Consider the following 14,156-nt stretch of genomic DNA (forward strand, 5'->3'; position numbering starts at 1 on the left):
CAAGAATAAGCATTCCGGATTTTTAGTCGAGCTGCCGTCGGGCATGTTTAAAGGCCGTTCTCAAGCCTTCTTCCAAGGTAGGATGGTAAAATGGTTTCTCCAGGATCTGATCCAGGCTTAGGTCTTCAGAGAGTATCCACGATAATAAATGTGCCATATGTTCAGCAGACTCAACAAAAAGTTCACTTCCTAAAAACTTACGTGTTTTTTTATCAATATAAACTTCTATAGCACCCTTGTTTTTACCTAATACTATTGCTCGACCTTGTTTTTCATATGAAACAAAGCCAGTGATAAACTCGATTTTGGAGTCACTGAGCTGTTTGAAACTCTGTCCCACAATGGCCATTTCTGGTTGACTAAAGACAATACCAAGTGGAGTAAGGGTTTTGATATTTTTAAGTTTAGGAAAGTTGAGGCAATTATGAACTGTAGTTCTCCCTTCGTGAGCAGCTTCATGCTGAATTGGAGAATTGGTATGGGCATCACCAATAATAAAAATTGGATAATTAGCCAATTGTTTAGTATGTAAATCTACAGGCAGTTTTTTTAGATCAGTAAATTTAGAATCGATATTTTCTAGATTTAAACTATTTAAATGGCTGTTACGTCCTGTCGCTACCAATAAATAATCGACAGTGACATCGTTTAGTTTTCCATTTTCTGTGTAACTGATTTTAACTTTGTTGCGAAATTTTTGGACTTGCTCGGGGAGTAGTTCAAACTTGATATTTAATTCTTCACTTAAAATATTTTGAGCAATTTTTTGTAATTTTGCACTGGTTAAAGATCCGACTTTACGACTACGGGCAAAGATAGTGGTTTTGACTCCTAAACGTTGCATGGCTTGTGCAAGTTCAATCGCAATGACTCCACTCCCGATCACTGCTAATGATTTTGGTAAGGTTTCCAGTTCGAAAATCTGATCGGAAGTAATGAGTTTATCCCCCAGTTCATCTTTCCAATCGCTATTAATAGTTGGGGTTGATCCAACAGCGACAATAAAACTTTTAGCTTGATAATGTTGTTGATCAACTTGAACCGTTTTTGAGTCAATGAAATGAGCTTTTCCAGAGATTTTATGGGTATCATCCCAGCTATTAACATCTTCTAATGTGGCTTTGGTAAAATAATCACGCAGCTCTCTTACGTGTTGCATCACTTTAGAAGTGTCTATTTTAGCTGAAACCTTTAAAGCAACTTCTTCAGCATGTTGAATCTCATACATTCTGTTGGCGGTTGAGATAAGTACTTTACTTGGCATACATCCAACACGTGCACAAGTTGTATCCCAAGGGCCGTCATTAATAATAAGAATGTTTTGGGTGTACTTTATTGCTTCTTTATAGGCAGATATTCCTGCAGTACCCGCACCGATGATGATGATGTCGTACATTGTGAAATAGCTCTCTTTTTTATATTTTTTTAGGCTAACACAGTTAAACATTTATCACGCTTTTGTTTACATAAACTACTATATATGATTACATATCAGGCAATATAAATTAAATGACAACACTATTTTTATAGGAATTCTGGGGATTTTTAATGAGTAAAAATGTTGGATTAAAATTATCGACAGTAGCTTTGGCTGTCATGTTAGCAAGTTGTGGTGGTGGGGGGAGTGAAGGATATTATAATCAAGAAGGTTCTTCTAATAATTCTGGGAATAATGGTAATTCAAATGAAACTATTGAATCTAAAAATCCAGTTAATATTGGTGAAATCAGTTTACTAGATGCTAGTAATACTACAACTTATGTTGTAACACCTGATGGTGTAATGGCTTTGGTGCAAGTTACAGATCAAACTGGTAAAGGTATTCCAAATGCACTTGTTCGTTTTCAGGGTGAAAGTATAGTATTAGGTACATCAAATGGTGCAGTTTTAACTGATTCTAATGGTTATGCACGAATTTCACTTAATCCTAGTTCAAACAATCTAACAGGTGCTTATCAACTTTCAGCTACTACTGAATTTAATAATAATTCAGCAATTTCTAAAGTTTTAAACTTTACTATTGCTGACAGACAAACGTCGATTAAGAATTTAAATGTTTCAGCAAATAACATTAATTCCGGTGGGTCGCTAACAGTTACTTTAGATACCTTAGATCCTGTCAATAATAGTATTCAAGATAATGTTGAAATTAACTTTAATGCAAATTGTGGAACATTTGAAAATGCTGTGATCAATTCAGTAAACGGAAAAATTGCGACTAAATATTTTGCAGTTTCTGCAGGGGGAGTGCCCTGTGTAGGTTCAGATGTAATCAAAGCATCAACAAAAGATGGAAAATCAGTTAGTACAATTGGTATAACTGTTAATGCGCTACCACCAAACGCAATAGTCTACTCATCTCAAGAAACATTACTTTATACAAACACAAGTGGGCAGTCGACCTCAGGATATGTTGAATTTACATTAAAATTAGATGATAAAGTTATACCCAACCAAAATGTGGATATTGAAATATTACGTGGTCCTGACGATTTAAATTTTGTAAATAAAGGTAATAGAAACGCAACAACAGTTCCTAGTGATAATAATGGAATTGTTCGTGTATACCTTTATCCCGGTGCAAAACCAGGACCAGTTGAAATTAAAGCATCTTTAGCTAGCGATAGTAGTATTTTTGCTGTATCGCGTGGTTTATCCGTGGGTACTGGCCGTGTTACTCAAAGAGGTTTAAGCCTATCGGTAAGTAAGAATGCCTTAGATAATACAAAAGATGGAGATACTGCAGAAATTGTTGCTCGTATGGTCGATCGTGTTGGTAACCCTGTTCCAGATGGTACAGCAATTACTTTTATAACAGAAGGTGGAAGTATAGATACTCGTTGCTTAACCTCAGCTGGATCGTGTGTTGTTACTTTATCGACTCAAAACCCTCGTCCAGCTGATAATCGTGTTTCTGTATTAGCTTATGTAGAAGGTGAAAAATCATTTATTGATGTTGACGGTACAAATGTATGGAATAAAGCTGTAACTACACTATTACATAACATTGGTAGTTTTTATCGTGATGATGATGAAGATGGAATGTATGACCAAGGTGAGTATAAATATACTCGAGAAGGTGGAAATCAAGCATGTCAGCCAAAATCAGCTATAGATTTTCCAGTACTTCGGTTTCCCAATATTGAAAATACATGTGATGATAAACTCGACGCTGTTATTAGAGAACAGCTTATATTCAGCTTCAGTCCGGATACTGCCAAATTTAGATCAGAGAAAGCGACATTAGACAGTTCTGAGCTTAGTTTTGAAGTATTTGGGAATACTCAATACTCAGTACCTATGCCTTCAGGTAGTACTGTGAAGGTGGAAGCAGATGACACAACTGATAATAATAAGTCATGTTCATCAACATTATGGTTTGGCAATGAAACAGTACCAGCTGTATTTGATCTAATGTCTCCAACGAGTTTTGCTTCTAGTTCTCAAGTATATTATTCTTATCGTATTAAGGATTGTGCTGTTGGTGATAAATTTACTATTACAGTGGTAGCTCCTAATGGGCAGGTGAGTAAAAAACAGGTGGTTGTTACTCAACAATAATCCAATTAAAAAACAGCGCTTCGGCGCTGTTTTTTATTCTTAGATTTTAAATAGCAGTCCCAACACTCACCCCGACCGTAGGTCGAACATTCATCGAGCTACATCCCGCAAAGACAGATGAAATAAGCAGTATAAGAATCATTTTATTCATTGAGCAATCCCAGTTTTTTCGCTTCATTAAATAGTATTGAAGAGCGGGTGCCACTTCGACATATCATTAAAATTGGTTTTGGAAGCTCATTATAATATTTTGAAAACTCTACTATGTCTGTTTCAGAAACTTTAGCACTGGTAATAGGTTGGTAAATAACACTCATATGAGCCTGTTCAGCAATATTACGCAATTGACTTACTGAAACTAGATTCCCTTGCTCCTGATCAGGACGGTTTACGATGACAGATTTAAAACCTTGACCTATCAAGGTCTTAAATTTGTCAATTGTCATTTGACCTGTCACACTTAGCGAAGAATTTAAACTACGGTTTAAATCAGTCGTTTCTGCAAAAAGAACTGTGCTACAAGTCAAACTTAAACTGAGGAAAGCACGATAAATAACGTGCTTAATCATCCAGTAAATCCATTTGCTTTGCGAGTTGATATAAATTATTTGAGCGGTTACCGGTACGGCAAAACATCAATACCGGCTTTGGAAGCTCATTAAAATGATTGGCAAATGCACGTACATCGACTTCAGTAATTTGGCCCGCAACAACAGGTTGGAAAACGTAATCTAAACCCGCATTGCGCGCAGCTTCTTCAATTTGTGCACTGGTAGGTTGTTCAGTACCACCTTCCATATCCGGACGGTTATTAATAATTGATTTAAAGCCTTTCTCAACAACTTGTGCTACTTGTTCCGGGGTGATTTGACCTGCAAAGCCGACATTTTCACTCATTTTGTCACTCCATAATTTGCTAAATAGATATATGCTTTATGATAGCATTAAGCTGAAACTGGAGCTTAATCTGTTGAAATTTTTATAAGCGATTATAACCATAAAATAACGCAATGGAGCGCATATGCATTCCTATACAGTTGAACCACTGTATGTAAATAGTGGGAAAGATGTTATTGCTGCGGATTTTTACCGTCCCAAAACTGAACATAAACCTGCGGTCATTATTATGGCTCATGGGTTGGCAGCCTTACGTCAATTTAAACTGGTTCAGTATGCCAAGCGTTTTGCTCAAGCAGGTTATGCTGTTGTATTGTTTGATTATCGTTATTGGGGTGGGAGCACAGGACGTCCACGCGAGTTGGTGTGGATTCAAGCTCAATTAGAAGACTGGCGAACCATGATTGCACATATTTTAGAGCGAAAATCAGTAGATACGCGGCGTATTGTGCTTTGGGGAACCTCTTTAAGCGGCGGTTATGTTTTAAATTTGGCTGCAGAATTAAAAAATGTTCACGCTGTAATCGCTCAAATCCCCTTCGTTGACGGAGCAGAAAGTGCCAAGCTTTACCCTTTACAACAACTACCGAAAGCATTGAAAATATCCAGTCAGGACTATATGGGTGCAAAAGTCGGCATGGCCCCGAAAACTTTGCCTGTCGTAGACAGAAAGGGTTTATGTTTTTTGCCGACAGCTGATAGTTATGACGGCTATTTGTCCATTGTCAATCCGGATTATTTCTGGAGCGGAGAGATTCCGGCCCGGATCTTTTTCAATTTAATTCGTTATCGTCCTATTCAGGATGTGCGTAAAATTAGTGTTCCTGTTTTATTTATTGCTGCCAAACAAGATAGCCTAGTTCCACTTGAGTCGAGTCGTGAAACGGCAACCAATATTGCACCTTATGTGCAATATCATGAATGGGATATGCAACATTTTGATATCTATCATGGTCAATGGTTTGAAAAAGCGATATCTACCCAATTAGAATTTTTACATCAACATATTGGAGTAAGCTAAATGATTATTGTATGTCCTGCGTGCGGTGCTAGAAATCGAGTACCTGAAGATAAACTAGAGGCAAATCCAAACTGTGGCCAGTGTCAACATGCGCTTATTCCTCTGGCTCCCATTGAATTGAATGAGCACAATTTTAGTAACTTTGTCACCCATAGTGAATTGCCCGTACTGATTGACTTATGGGCTGAATGGTGTGGTCCTTGCAAGATGATGGCACCTCATTTTGAACAGGTGGCAAAACAGAATCCGAGAGTAGTTTTTGCAAAAATTAATACCGAACAATCGCCTCGACTCAGCGGAGCTTTTAATGTGCGTAGTATTCCGACCTTGGTTTTGATGAATAAAGCCAACGAAATTGCTAGAATAAGTGGTGCTTTACGATCTACAGAGCTGCAACAGTGGCTGGATCAACAATTAAATGCCAATACTGGGAGCTAATGTGTCAGATACTCATGTAAAACCTGAAGGAACCCTTTCCCTTCAAACCATTGCAATGCCGGCAGATACCAATTGGAGTGGTGATGTTTTTGGTGGATGGATTGTTTCACAAATGGATTTGGCAGGTGCAATTCATGCAGAACGTTTTAGTAAAGGACGTTGTGCCACGATTTCGATTAATCAGATGACTTTTTTGGTTCCGGTAAAAGTCGGTGATGTGATTAGTTGTTATACCAAAATTTTAAAAGTAGGTAATACCTCTATTCAAATGCAGATTGAAGTCTGGGATAGTCATGACAGTTCACGTGAACCGATCCGTGTGACAGAAGGAGTGTTTACCTTTGTTGCAGTCGATGTGAAAGGTGGAAAGCGTCAAATTCCAGAGGATGTAAAACAAAAATATTTAGCATCGCAGCCTGCGTAATAATGAATAATAAAAAAGCCCAACATGATTGGGCTTTTTTATATGCTGAATTTTTAAAACAACGTCTGTTCTATTTTAAGCTCAGCTGTTTTTACAAAAGAAAAAAACATCATTCGATCGAGCTTTAAGCAAAGCAAATTCAAGATGAGATCATTTCTTTAATTGTGCCTTTGAAACCCACGCCCACAGCATTTCGCATTGAATCGGTTCTTCACCGGATTCATCAGTCACCTTTACTGTAACCAGTGTTTCACCTTTTTCCGTGCTTTGCATCAATTTCTGCTGCTCATCTGTCAGACTGGCAGTGGCAGTCATCGCACCTTTAGAAGGGCGTTTAAAATCGAGTTTGAAACTTTTGATAAGTACAATAGATGAGTCAGGAACATTCATGCCAGTAACAAAACCGGTAGCTGTTTCAGCAATTAATGCCATCGCGCAGGCATGCACCTGACCAATGTGGTTTTGCATGGCTCGGTGGTTTTCAATTTTCACCACCACTTTCGAGTGGCTCACTTCGAGGTAGCGAATATTGGCGCTGCCTACCATCGGCACGACCCGACCAAACGCTTTGCTCCATAGGGTATTGCGAATACCTTTGGGTAATTTAGAGCTTGCTTTAACCAGTTTTGATAAGCGATTGGCTGGAGTCATGAAATTCCTCGAATTTTTATTGCATCAATGCATTAGTCTTTAAAGTTATTAAACTGCAAAGGCACACCAAATTGTTGTTCTTTTAAGAACGCCATAATTTGTTGCAAAGTATCGCGTTTTTTGTCAGTCACACGAATTTTGTCGCCTTGAATAGAAGATTGCGCTTTAATGCCGCTTTCTTTAATGGCTTTATTTATTTTTTTTGCAGTATCAGAGTCAAGACCATCTTTAAGCTTAATCACTTGAATGACATTTTTACCTGAAGCGGTCATTTTTTGTGGATCAAGCGCTTGAATATCTACTTTACGTTTAAAGAAATGGTTTTCCAGCATGCTGTACACTTGTTCGCATTGGAAATCACTTTCAGCAGTGATTTTGATTTCTTTATTTTTTTCGCTCAAATCAATAGAAACGTCTTGGCCACGGAAGTCAAAACGGGTCGCAATCTCTTTTTGCGTGTTTTGAACGGCATGATTTACTTCAAAAATTTCTAATTCAGAGACAATATCGAAAGAAGGCATGGTTTAGACCTTTACAAAGGGAAAGAATATCTGAGATGCTAGGGGTGTTTTCTTCATTTGCCAAGTGTTGTTTACATCAAAGGAGTGCACAATGATCCGTAAACAAGAAATTACAACATTTGAGTTCCCAGAAAATGCAGTTATCTGGGATGTTCGTGATACAAAAGCCTTTGCTGAAGGTCATGTGAAAGGTGCTGTAAATCAGCCCATAGATGACTTGAATGCAGACTGCTTAACTCAGGTGGAGTCGGATCAGCCCATTTACATTTTATGTGGTGGCGGTAGTAAAGCACCACGTGCTGCTGAAAAGTTAGAGAGCTTAGATGGCTCACGTGAGTATGTTGTATTGATGGGTGGCACTCGTGCTGCACGTGATGCAGGATTGCCTTTAGAACAGGGCGCTTAAAAAAAAGCACCGTAAGGTGCTTTTTTAATGGCTCAAAAATGAATTCAATGAATCCCTCTTTATTTAAAGGGGGATTTTTATTTGACTGGTTTTTTAGAGTGAACTTGGAAGTGGCTTTTGATAATAAGGCTTTTTCGGTTTTACTTTTTTAATAAAGCGTCGCGGATTGAGTTTGTTGACCCAATAGGAAGTCAGCGGGCAGGCTTCGCCTAAAACCTGAGCAGCCAAAACTTCACTACACAGCGGTGCAAATAAAAAGCCTTTCGAGCCTAAAGCGGTAAAGGTATAGATTTCCGCATCGGGCTTAATTTTTCCAAGCAAGGGGAAATAGTCCGGGCTTTGCGTCCTCACAGATGCACGACCCTGCCAAGTTTCAACAGGCGGCAAAGATTGTGCATAATTAGGAAAGACATTGTGGATCAGCGCATAGTTATGCACATGATCTTCAAGCAAGACTTTATCATCCCCCCGATCTGGATGGAATGAAGCCCCTAAGATCAGATGCTGCTGATCCAGTTGCATGCAATAACCACCGTAACTATATGCCTGTTCAGTTGGTAACGGCTCATTCGCATTATTCGCCCAACTGACTTGCCCACGGTTTGGCTTCAATTTGGGAAATTGTTGCGCAAAGTTTTTACTATTTAGCGCTGCACAAATAATCACATGATCAAATTCACCCAAACATTGCTGCTTGCTGTCGATCACTTGAACTTTAGTTGCTGTCTTTAACTCCGCAATTTCCGCTTGCTGAAAGTGAATAGCTGGATGCGCTAAAATTTGATCGCGTAATTGATGCGGTGAAATGGTGCCCGCTTGTAATAATTTTAAGTTTGGAAATTCGGTTTCAAGTTCACTTTGATTTACTTCTGCGGCAAATACCCCTTGAGGATATTGTTCTGCCAGTTCAAGTAAATCATCGTCCTGTTTCAGTGCCAATTGACTGACCTGAATCGGACGAAAAGCTTTGAATTTTTGATAATACGGAATCGCATATTGCCATGCCAATGTCACCAGATGCGCAGCACTTTGCTCAATACGACCTAATCTGGGATTGAGTAAGGCCAGTGGATTGCCAGATGCTCCTGCAAGAGGCGCTGATTGATCGTAAATCGTGATTTGATGACCCCGACCAGCAAAGGCATAGGCACAACTTAAACCGGCTATTCCTGCGCCAATAATGGCAATTTCACGTTGCTTAAATATTAAAGCTGAATTTGTTAATTCGGATTGTTCGGTCTTTGTGACTGTTGAATGAAGAATTTCTTGATCTTGAACTTTTGGAGGATGCCAGATTGCGGTAAGCATTTGACGTTTATGCTTAAAACCGGGTGGCAGAGCAACCGTAATTCCGTGCTCGCTTAAGCCCCGTTTTAAAACACCCGCAACACTAAAGGAGGCAAAAGTCGTTGCATAGTCAGAAAGTCGAACCATATGGCTTAAAACATGTTCTTGCCACAGGTCAGGATTGCAAGAAGGTGCAAAACCATCTAGAAACCATGCATCTACAGCTTTGGTTTTGACCATAATCGGCAAGACCTCATTGGCATCACCGAGCCATAAATCAATGGAAAAACGATCTTCAGGGAAGTTCAGTCTGTGACAGCCGGCAATGGGCAGTGGATATTGCTCGATGAGTTGCTCGGCCAAAGGTTGCAGTTCGGGCCAGACCTTGAGCGCACGAATAAAATCGACTTTCCTAAGTGGAAATTTTTCCACACTCATCAAGTGCAGACGGCTTCGATTATTCGGGCGCAGTTGTTGCCACATTTGCCATAACGCTAAAGCGTTTAACGCTGTACCAAAGCCAGTTTCGCCGACACAAAAATATTCAAAATCTTGCAGCTTTGCCAAACGTATCGCGAGGTTATTGCCATTTAAAAAGACATGTCGGGCTTCGAGTAAACCATTGTCTCTAGAAAAATAGATGTCCCCAAACTGTTTGGAGACAGGAATCTCAATTCCATCCACAGATTGCCAATCAAGATCAGCAGTTTGAATTGCACTCGACAAAATCTAAGCAACCTTTAAAACAAAAATAGAAAGAGATGTTTTACCACTGACGACGACGTTTGGTATAGACATAACTTGCAATCAAGAAACCGAGCAAGACACCGACAGCAATGGTCGCAGCGCCGTATAAAAACATTTGCGCACTACGTTCACTTTGTAAAACTTGAACTTGCACGCCCAGGCTATCATTTTTCAATTGTAGTTCTTGGTTTTGCGATAAGGCATCCAAATTGGCTTTTTCCAATTGTTGTAAACGAGTGGCCTGATCCTTAACCAAGGCTTTAACTTTTGCCTCTTGCAAGACTTTATTTTTCGCAAGTTGTTCTGCGGTTAAAGGTTTCGTTTCTAGAGGTAGACCATAGGCATCTACATCTACGTTCCCAGCAGCAGGAACAGTACCGGGTTTATTTGCAGGCAATGTTTGTGGTTTTTGGGTTTGTGACGGTGGTGTTGCAGTCGTTGCTTGAGTAGCAGGTGCAGGAGCAGTAGGAGCAGGAGCGGTTTCAACCGCCCATGCAGTAGAACAGATCAGAGACAAACCCAATAAGCTTGAAACAACAACGCGCATGATTTTATCCTTGAGGGAAAGCTTTATTAAAAGGTTTCACATCAATATGGCCGTATACGCCTGCTTTTAAGAAAGGCTCTTCTTGTAGCCATGCATCAAGCGCTTCACGTGATTCAAAGTCAACAATAATGGTACTGCCATAGAAACCTGCTTGGGGATTGCTCGGATCTTTTGGCATGGCACCGGCAACAATTAAGCGGCCTTCATCATTTAATTTTTGCAGACGTTCAATATGCTGCGGGCGGATAGCTAGACGTTTTTCTACTGTACCTTCGTTATCTGTACAGCTTACGACGAATAAAGGCATATTCTTTCTCGATCAGTTGACCTGAACTATTCTTCAGGCGACTTAAAATATTTGCGCAAGACAATAAACTGAATAATGATAAAGGAAAACATGACAATCATGTCACCAAATGCAGTGAATTCACCCCAATATTTTCCGTTTGCAAATAAAAAAGCGAAGAAAATATGTAAGCAAGACATGAATATGAACATGGCTGCCCAAGCAAAGTTTAAGTTTTTCCAGCCTTTTTCGGTTAAATCGAAAATTGGACCAAATAAACGCTGAATCAGCGGTTTCTTATCTTTCATAAAATATGGCGAAAGTAAGAATGCGCCTGCGAAGATAATATTTAACAGCACCGCTTTTAAACGGATATAAAAATCATCGCTGAGCATTAAGGTGACGCCACCAAAAATCACCGTCATAAACAATACAATCCATTGTTGTTTGTCTAAACGGAATTTTTGTATAATAAACAAAGCCCCATATACCACCAGCATGGAAATAATCAGGCCAGATGTTGCAACCAAAATATTATTATTATCTATACCTCCTGCAGAACCAATCAATTGAAGCAGGGGATGCTCATTATCTTTAGGATCAACGGTTTTATATAAATAAAAGAAAATAATGAGTGGCACAAAGTCTAAAAGTGCTTTCATGTTAGAGTATCTAAATCTGATCAAATAAATGACGTAGTATAAGTGATGCAAGGCGTAGATTTACATACACACAGTAATATTTCTGATGGAACTTTGTCTCCAGAACAACTTGTGCATGCAGCCGTTGAAAAAGGTATTCATACCCTTGCGCTGACTGACCACGATACTATGGATGGCTTAAGATTAGCTGAAAAAGTTGCATTAGATTTACCCTTGAAGATTATTTCAGGTGTGGAAATTTCCAGTCAATGGTCAAGACCGGCAACTCAAAAAAGTTACGGGGTACATATTGTTGCCTTGAATATGCAAAATCCGCAACCTTTGCAGATTTTGCTCGAACAACAAAAAAAGATTCGCGCCATTCGGGCCAAACAAATTTGCGATTTGCTGATTCCCTTGATAGGTCAGGATATTTATGCCGATGTCATTGCCAAAGTAGATGGCATTGCAGACCGTATTACCCGTACCCATATTGCCAAAATCTTAGTCGAAAAAAAGATTGTGAGCCGTCCGCAACAAGCTTTCGATAAATATATTAAAGAAGGCAAAAAAGCCTATGTGAAATTTGACGGGTTGGGTTTGGAAGAAACCATCAAAGTTATTCATGCCAGCCAAGGTTATGCCGTATTGGCACATCCAACTAAATATGATTTATCCGCTACCAATATCCGTTATTTGATTGAGATCTTTGCCAAATTCGGTGGAGACGCCGTGGAGCTTCCTCCTGCAATTGAACCGGCCTCTACACGTCAGATGGTCGATCGTATGATTGCGGAATTTGATTTAAAGGTTTCGGTGGGGAGTGATTTTCATGGCGATCATATGCCGTGGATTCGATTGGGCAATATCCCGCGCCTCAAAGAAGGGCAAGTGGGGATCTGGGAAAGTTTTGTTTAGTTATTCCCTCATCCCAACCTTCTCCCAGAGGGAGAAGGAGTTCCCTCTCCTTATAGGAGAGGGCTAGGGAGAGGTAATAAATTAAAGCAAATTATGATCCTGTGCCTGAATAGGTGGAGGAGTCGGTTTACCCAACGTTCCCAGTAATTCAATCTCGATGGTACGAACCATGGCATCTAGTGGCAAGTCATTACTTTGCGTACCAAACGGTTCTTCAATTTCGGAACTTAAGGCATCTAAGCCTAAAAAAGTATAAGCCAGAATACCGACCATTAAGGGTGTCGCCAAACCTAGGGTCGAACCCAGGCTAAACGGCAACATAAAACAGAAGAAAAACACAGTACGGTTCAGCAAAACCGAATAAGCAAACGGTAAAGGGGTGGTGGCAATCCGGTCGCAACCGGTTTGCACCAAACTTAGTTCAGCCACGTGCTGGTTCATCTGGGTATAAATAATATCGGAAATTTCACCTTCTTTAAGGGCTTGCATCAATTCCCATTGCATCAAACTTAAAGTGTATTGAGGGGCATTGGCCTGTTGGTAAAGCTGGGTTACAGCCTGCTGGCTCATGCCGCTGGTTTCAACCAATGCCAGTGGATTCGCAGTTTGATGACGTAAACGGTCACGCAGTACATTGGCAAACACAATTACGTGCTGAATCACCCGTTCACGGCGACCCTGACTCAGCATACGGCAGTCACGGTCAAAATGCCGCGCATTGGCAATCAGCATGCCCCACAGTTTACGTGCTTCCCACCAACGGTCATAACAGGCGGTATTTTTAAACCCTAGAAAAATGGACAGCACCACCCCAATAAGGGTAAAGCCCACCAAGGGTAACTCTGGAAAATTAAAATACCCGATATGAGATAATCCACCGATGACAGCAGAGATCAGCATGACCACACCTAAAGGCGGCAAAACCTTGGGCAAAATGGTTCCACGCCAAGAAAATAGCAGCCTAAATATACTAGGTTGGTCACGCACAATCATGTTATTAGTATCGTCAATATTTTTATGAATCTTCAATGTTAGCGCGGCTTTTGTCAACATTTGTTACATTTATTATCGGGGCTGAATAAGCCCATGTTCAGCAAAAGAATAACTCCCTTCTGGAGAAACAATACAATGGTCAATCAGCTTGATTTCTAATAAATCACAGGCCATTAAAATACGTTGGGTGAGTTCAATATCAGCCTTCGATGCATGGGGCCGGCCAAAGGGGTGGTTATGCGCAATCACGAGACTACTGGCATGTTGATGAATGGCATGGCGCAGTAATTGATTAATTGAAATTTCACATGAGTTTATTGATCCATAGAACATTTTTTTAAAGCTTATTTTTCTTAAATGTCCATCGAGGCAAAGCACTGCAAAAACCTCTTGAGTTTCACCGAGCAATTCAAATTTCAAAAAATCCAAAAGTGTCTTTGAGTTACTTAATTCAATTTTTTCCTGTTTTAAATGTTGGCCGATATAACGCCGTCCCAATTCTTTTACCGCCATCAGCTGAGCATATTTGCTGTCGCCAATACCATGAAACTGGCTTAAATCCTGAAGTGTGGCATCAAAAATCGGATTAAGTCCGCCGAAATGCTGTAATAGCAGCCGGGAAAGTTCAACTGCTGAATGCTGCTTGGAACCGGAACGTAAAAAGATGGCAAGTAGTTCGGCACCTGACAAACTGGATGCGCCCTGTTGAATCAGGCGTTCACGTGGACGTTCCTGTTCTGGCCAATGTTTAATCGATGAATTCATTTTTTAGACTTTTTTATTCTTAGTGAGTGTAATTAGAACGAAAGGCTACCTTG

At 40.0% G+C, this 14,156-nt stretch carries 17 protein-coding genes; 6 read left to right on the plus strand and 11 right to left on the minus strand.

Annotation, left to right across the window (positions count from 1 at the left end; all coding sequences use genetic code 11):
- Positions 1–22: 22 nt before the first annotated feature.
- Positions 23–1,396 (minus strand): dihydrolipoyl dehydrogenase, encoded by a 1,374-nt coding sequence (locus tag AY606_RS14995; protein WP_067870381.1) that lies wholly within the window; start codon positions 1,394–1,396, stop codon positions 23–25.
- A gap of 152 nt (positions 1,397–1,548) precedes the next feature.
- Here AY606_RS14995 and AY606_RS15000 point away from each other — a divergent pair, with 152 nt between their 5' ends.
- The gene (locus tag AY606_RS15000) at positions 1,549–3,561 is read left to right on the plus strand and encodes an Ig-like domain-containing protein (protein ID WP_067870383.1); all 2,013 of its coding nucleotides are present in this window, start codon (positions 1,549–1,551) and stop codon (positions 3,559–3,561) included.
- A 143-nt stretch (positions 3,562–3,704) separates the two neighbouring features.
- Here AY606_RS15000 and AY606_RS15005 read toward each other — a convergent pair whose 3' ends face one another.
- Positions 3,705–4,130: a protein tyrosine phosphatase family protein gene (locus tag AY606_RS15005; protein WP_067870385.1), complete on the minus strand. Its 426-nt coding sequence runs from the start codon at positions 4,128–4,130 to the stop codon at positions 3,705–3,707.
- Positions 4,123–4,458: a protein tyrosine phosphatase family protein gene (locus AY606_RS15010; RefSeq protein WP_067870387.1), complete on the minus strand. Its 336-nt coding sequence runs from the start codon at positions 4,456–4,458 to the stop codon at positions 4,123–4,125. Before AY606_RS15010 ends, AY606_RS15005 begins: the two co-directional genes overlap by 8 nt.
- A 124-nt stretch (positions 4,459–4,582) precedes the next feature.
- Here AY606_RS15010 and AY606_RS15015 point away from each other — a divergent pair, with 124 nt between their 5' ends.
- Genes AY606_RS15015 through AY606_RS15025 form a run of 3 tightly spaced genes read left to right on the plus strand, consistent with a single transcriptional unit; the run spans position 4,583 to position 6,341 of the window.
- On the plus strand, positions 4,583–5,479 hold the full coding sequence (locus AY606_RS15015) for an alpha/beta hydrolase (RefSeq protein WP_067870389.1): 897 nt from the start codon (positions 4,583–4,585) through the stop codon (positions 5,477–5,479).
- A complete protein-coding gene (gene trxC / locus AY606_RS15020; RefSeq protein WP_067870391.1) occupies positions 5,480–5,917 on the plus strand; it encodes a thioredoxin TrxC in 438 nt (145 codons plus the stop codon).
- Positions 5,898–6,341, plus strand: coding sequence for an acyl-CoA thioesterase (locus AY606_RS15025; protein WP_502692136.1), 444 nt, complete (start codon positions 5,898–5,900; stop codon positions 6,339–6,341). Before trxC ends, AY606_RS15025 begins: the two co-directional genes overlap by 20 nt.
- A gap of 150 nt (positions 6,342–6,491) precedes the next feature.
- Here AY606_RS15025 and AY606_RS15030 read toward each other — a convergent pair whose 3' ends face one another.
- Together AY606_RS15030 and AY606_RS15035 are read right to left on the minus strand one after the other, a co-directional pair.
- Complete coding sequence (locus AY606_RS15030) at positions 6,492–6,992, minus strand: DUF4442 domain-containing protein (protein ID WP_067870395.1); 501 nt, start codon at positions 6,990–6,992, stop codon at positions 6,492–6,494.
- 32 nt (positions 6,993–7,024) lie between these two features.
- Positions 7,025–7,513 (minus strand): YajQ family cyclic di-GMP-binding protein, encoded by a 489-nt coding sequence (locus AY606_RS15035; RefSeq protein ID WP_067870397.1) that lies wholly within the window; start codon positions 7,511–7,513, stop codon positions 7,025–7,027.
- A 91-nt stretch (positions 7,514–7,604) separates the two neighbouring features.
- Between AY606_RS15035 and AY606_RS15040 the strand changes: the two genes are divergently transcribed.
- Entirely contained in the window at positions 7,605–7,919 is a 315-nt protein-coding gene (locus AY606_RS15040) for a rhodanese-like domain-containing protein (protein ID WP_067870399.1), read from the plus strand.
- A gap of 93 nt (positions 7,920–8,012) precedes the next feature.
- Here AY606_RS15040 and mnmC read toward each other — a convergent pair whose 3' ends face one another.
- From mnmC to AY606_RS15060, 4 genes are read right to left on the minus strand one after another with little or no spacing between them, the layout of a single operon-like run.
- Entirely contained in the window at positions 8,013–9,932 is a 1,920-nt protein-coding gene (gene mnmC, locus AY606_RS15045) for a bifunctional tRNA (5-methylaminomethyl-2-thiouridine)(34)-methyltransferase MnmC2/FAD-dependent 5-carboxymethylaminomethyl-2-thiouridine(34) oxidoreductase MnmC1 (protein WP_067870401.1), read from the minus strand.
- A 40-nt stretch (positions 9,933–9,972) separates the two neighbouring features.
- On the minus strand, positions 9,973–10,500 hold the full coding sequence (locus AY606_RS15050; protein WP_067870403.1) for an SH3 domain-containing protein: 528 nt from the start codon (positions 10,498–10,500) through the stop codon (positions 9,973–9,975).
- Positions 10,501–10,504: 4 nt separating this feature from the next.
- The gene (locus AY606_RS15055) at positions 10,505–10,807 is read right to left on the minus strand and encodes a YciI family protein (protein ID WP_067870405.1); all 303 of its coding nucleotides are present in this window, start codon (positions 10,805–10,807) and stop codon (positions 10,505–10,507) included.
- A 26-nt stretch (positions 10,808–10,833) separates the two neighbouring features.
- Positions 10,834–11,448 carry an inner membrane-spanning protein YciB gene (locus tag AY606_RS15060; RefSeq protein ID WP_067870407.1) on the minus strand — a complete coding sequence of 205 codons (615 nt, stop codon included), beginning with the start codon at positions 11,446–11,448 and terminating at the stop codon, positions 10,834–10,836.
- A gap of 45 nt (positions 11,449–11,493) precedes the next feature.
- Here AY606_RS15060 and AY606_RS15065 point away from each other — a divergent pair, with 45 nt between their 5' ends.
- The gene (locus AY606_RS15065; protein WP_067870409.1) at positions 11,494–12,345 is read left to right on the plus strand and encodes a PHP domain-containing protein; all 852 of its coding nucleotides are present in this window, start codon (positions 11,494–11,496) and stop codon (positions 12,343–12,345) included.
- Between the two features lie 81 nt (positions 12,346–12,426).
- Here the strand turns inward: AY606_RS15065 and AY606_RS15070 are convergent, their stop codons facing one another.
- Together AY606_RS15070 and radC are read right to left on the minus strand one after the other, a co-directional pair.
- Positions 12,427–13,338: a bestrophin family protein gene (locus AY606_RS15070; RefSeq protein ID WP_067870643.1), complete on the minus strand. Its 912-nt coding sequence runs from the start codon at positions 13,336–13,338 to the stop codon at positions 12,427–12,429.
- A 72-nt stretch (positions 13,339–13,410) separates the two neighbouring features.
- Positions 13,411–14,103: a RadC family protein gene (radC, locus tag AY606_RS15075; RefSeq protein ID WP_067870411.1), complete on the minus strand. Its 693-nt coding sequence runs from the start codon at positions 14,101–14,103 to the stop codon at positions 13,411–13,413.
- Between the last annotated feature and the right edge of the window lie 53 nt (positions 14,104–14,156).

It is taken from the genome of Acinetobacter sp. SFB, from assembly GCF_001647545.1.
Taxonomy (GTDB): Bacteria; Pseudomonadota; Gammaproteobacteria; order Pseudomonadales; family Moraxellaceae; genus Acinetobacter.

Excerpts from the sequence above, each read along its gene's own strand:
- AY606_RS15050 (WP_067870403.1), bottom strand. The coding sequence starts at position 10,500 with ATGCGCGTTGTTGTTTCAAGCTTATTGGGTTTGTCTCTGATCTGTTCT.
- AY606_RS15060 (WP_067870407.1), bottom strand. The coding sequence starts at position 11,448 with ATGAAAGCACTTTTAGACTTTGTGCCACTCATTATTTTCTTTTATTTA.
- AY606_RS15025 (WP_502692136.1), top strand. The coding sequence starts at position 5,898 with ATGCCAATACTGGGAGCTAATGTGTCAGATACTCATGTAAAACCTGAA.
- AY606_RS15055 (WP_067870405.1), bottom strand. The coding sequence starts at position 10,807 with ATGCCTTTATTCGTCGTAAGCTGTACAGATAACGAAGGTACAGTAGAA.
- AY606_RS15065 (WP_067870409.1), top strand. The coding sequence starts at position 11,494 with ATGCAAGGCGTAGATTTACATACACACAGTAATATTTCTGATGGAACT.
- AY606_RS15035 (WP_067870397.1), bottom strand. The coding sequence starts at position 7,513 with ATGCCTTCTTTCGATATTGTCTCTGAATTAGAAATTTTTGAAGTAAAT.
- radC (WP_067870411.1), bottom strand. The coding sequence starts at position 14,103 with ATGAATTCATCGATTAAACATTGGCCAGAACAGGAACGTCCACGTGAA.
- AY606_RS15005 (WP_067870385.1), bottom strand. The coding sequence starts at position 4,130 with ATGATTAAGCACGTTATTTATCGTGCTTTCCTCAGTTTAAGTTTGACT.
- AY606_RS15040 (WP_067870399.1), top strand. The coding sequence starts at position 7,605 with ATGATCCGTAAACAAGAAATTACAACATTTGAGTTCCCAGAAAATGCA.
- AY606_RS15015 (WP_067870389.1), top strand. The coding sequence starts at position 4,583 with ATGCATTCCTATACAGTTGAACCACTGTATGTAAATAGTGGGAAAGAT.
- AY606_RS15070 (WP_067870643.1), bottom strand. The coding sequence starts at position 13,338 with ATGATTGTGCGTGACCAACCTAGTATATTTAGGCTGCTATTTTCTTGG.
- AY606_RS15030 (WP_067870395.1), bottom strand. The coding sequence starts at position 6,992 with ATGACTCCAGCCAATCGCTTATCAAAACTGGTTAAAGCAAGCTCTAAA.
- trxC (WP_067870391.1), top strand. The coding sequence starts at position 5,480 with ATGATTATTGTATGTCCTGCGTGCGGTGCTAGAAATCGAGTACCTGAA.
- AY606_RS15000 (WP_067870383.1), top strand. The coding sequence starts at position 1,549 with ATGAGTAAAAATGTTGGATTAAAATTATCGACAGTAGCTTTGGCTGTC.
- AY606_RS15010 (WP_067870387.1), bottom strand. The coding sequence starts at position 4,458 with ATGAGTGAAAATGTCGGCTTTGCAGGTCAAATCACCCCGGAACAAGTA.
- AY606_RS14995 (WP_067870381.1), bottom strand. The coding sequence starts at position 1,396 with ATGTACGACATCATCATCATCGGTGCGGGTACTGCAGGAATATCTGCC.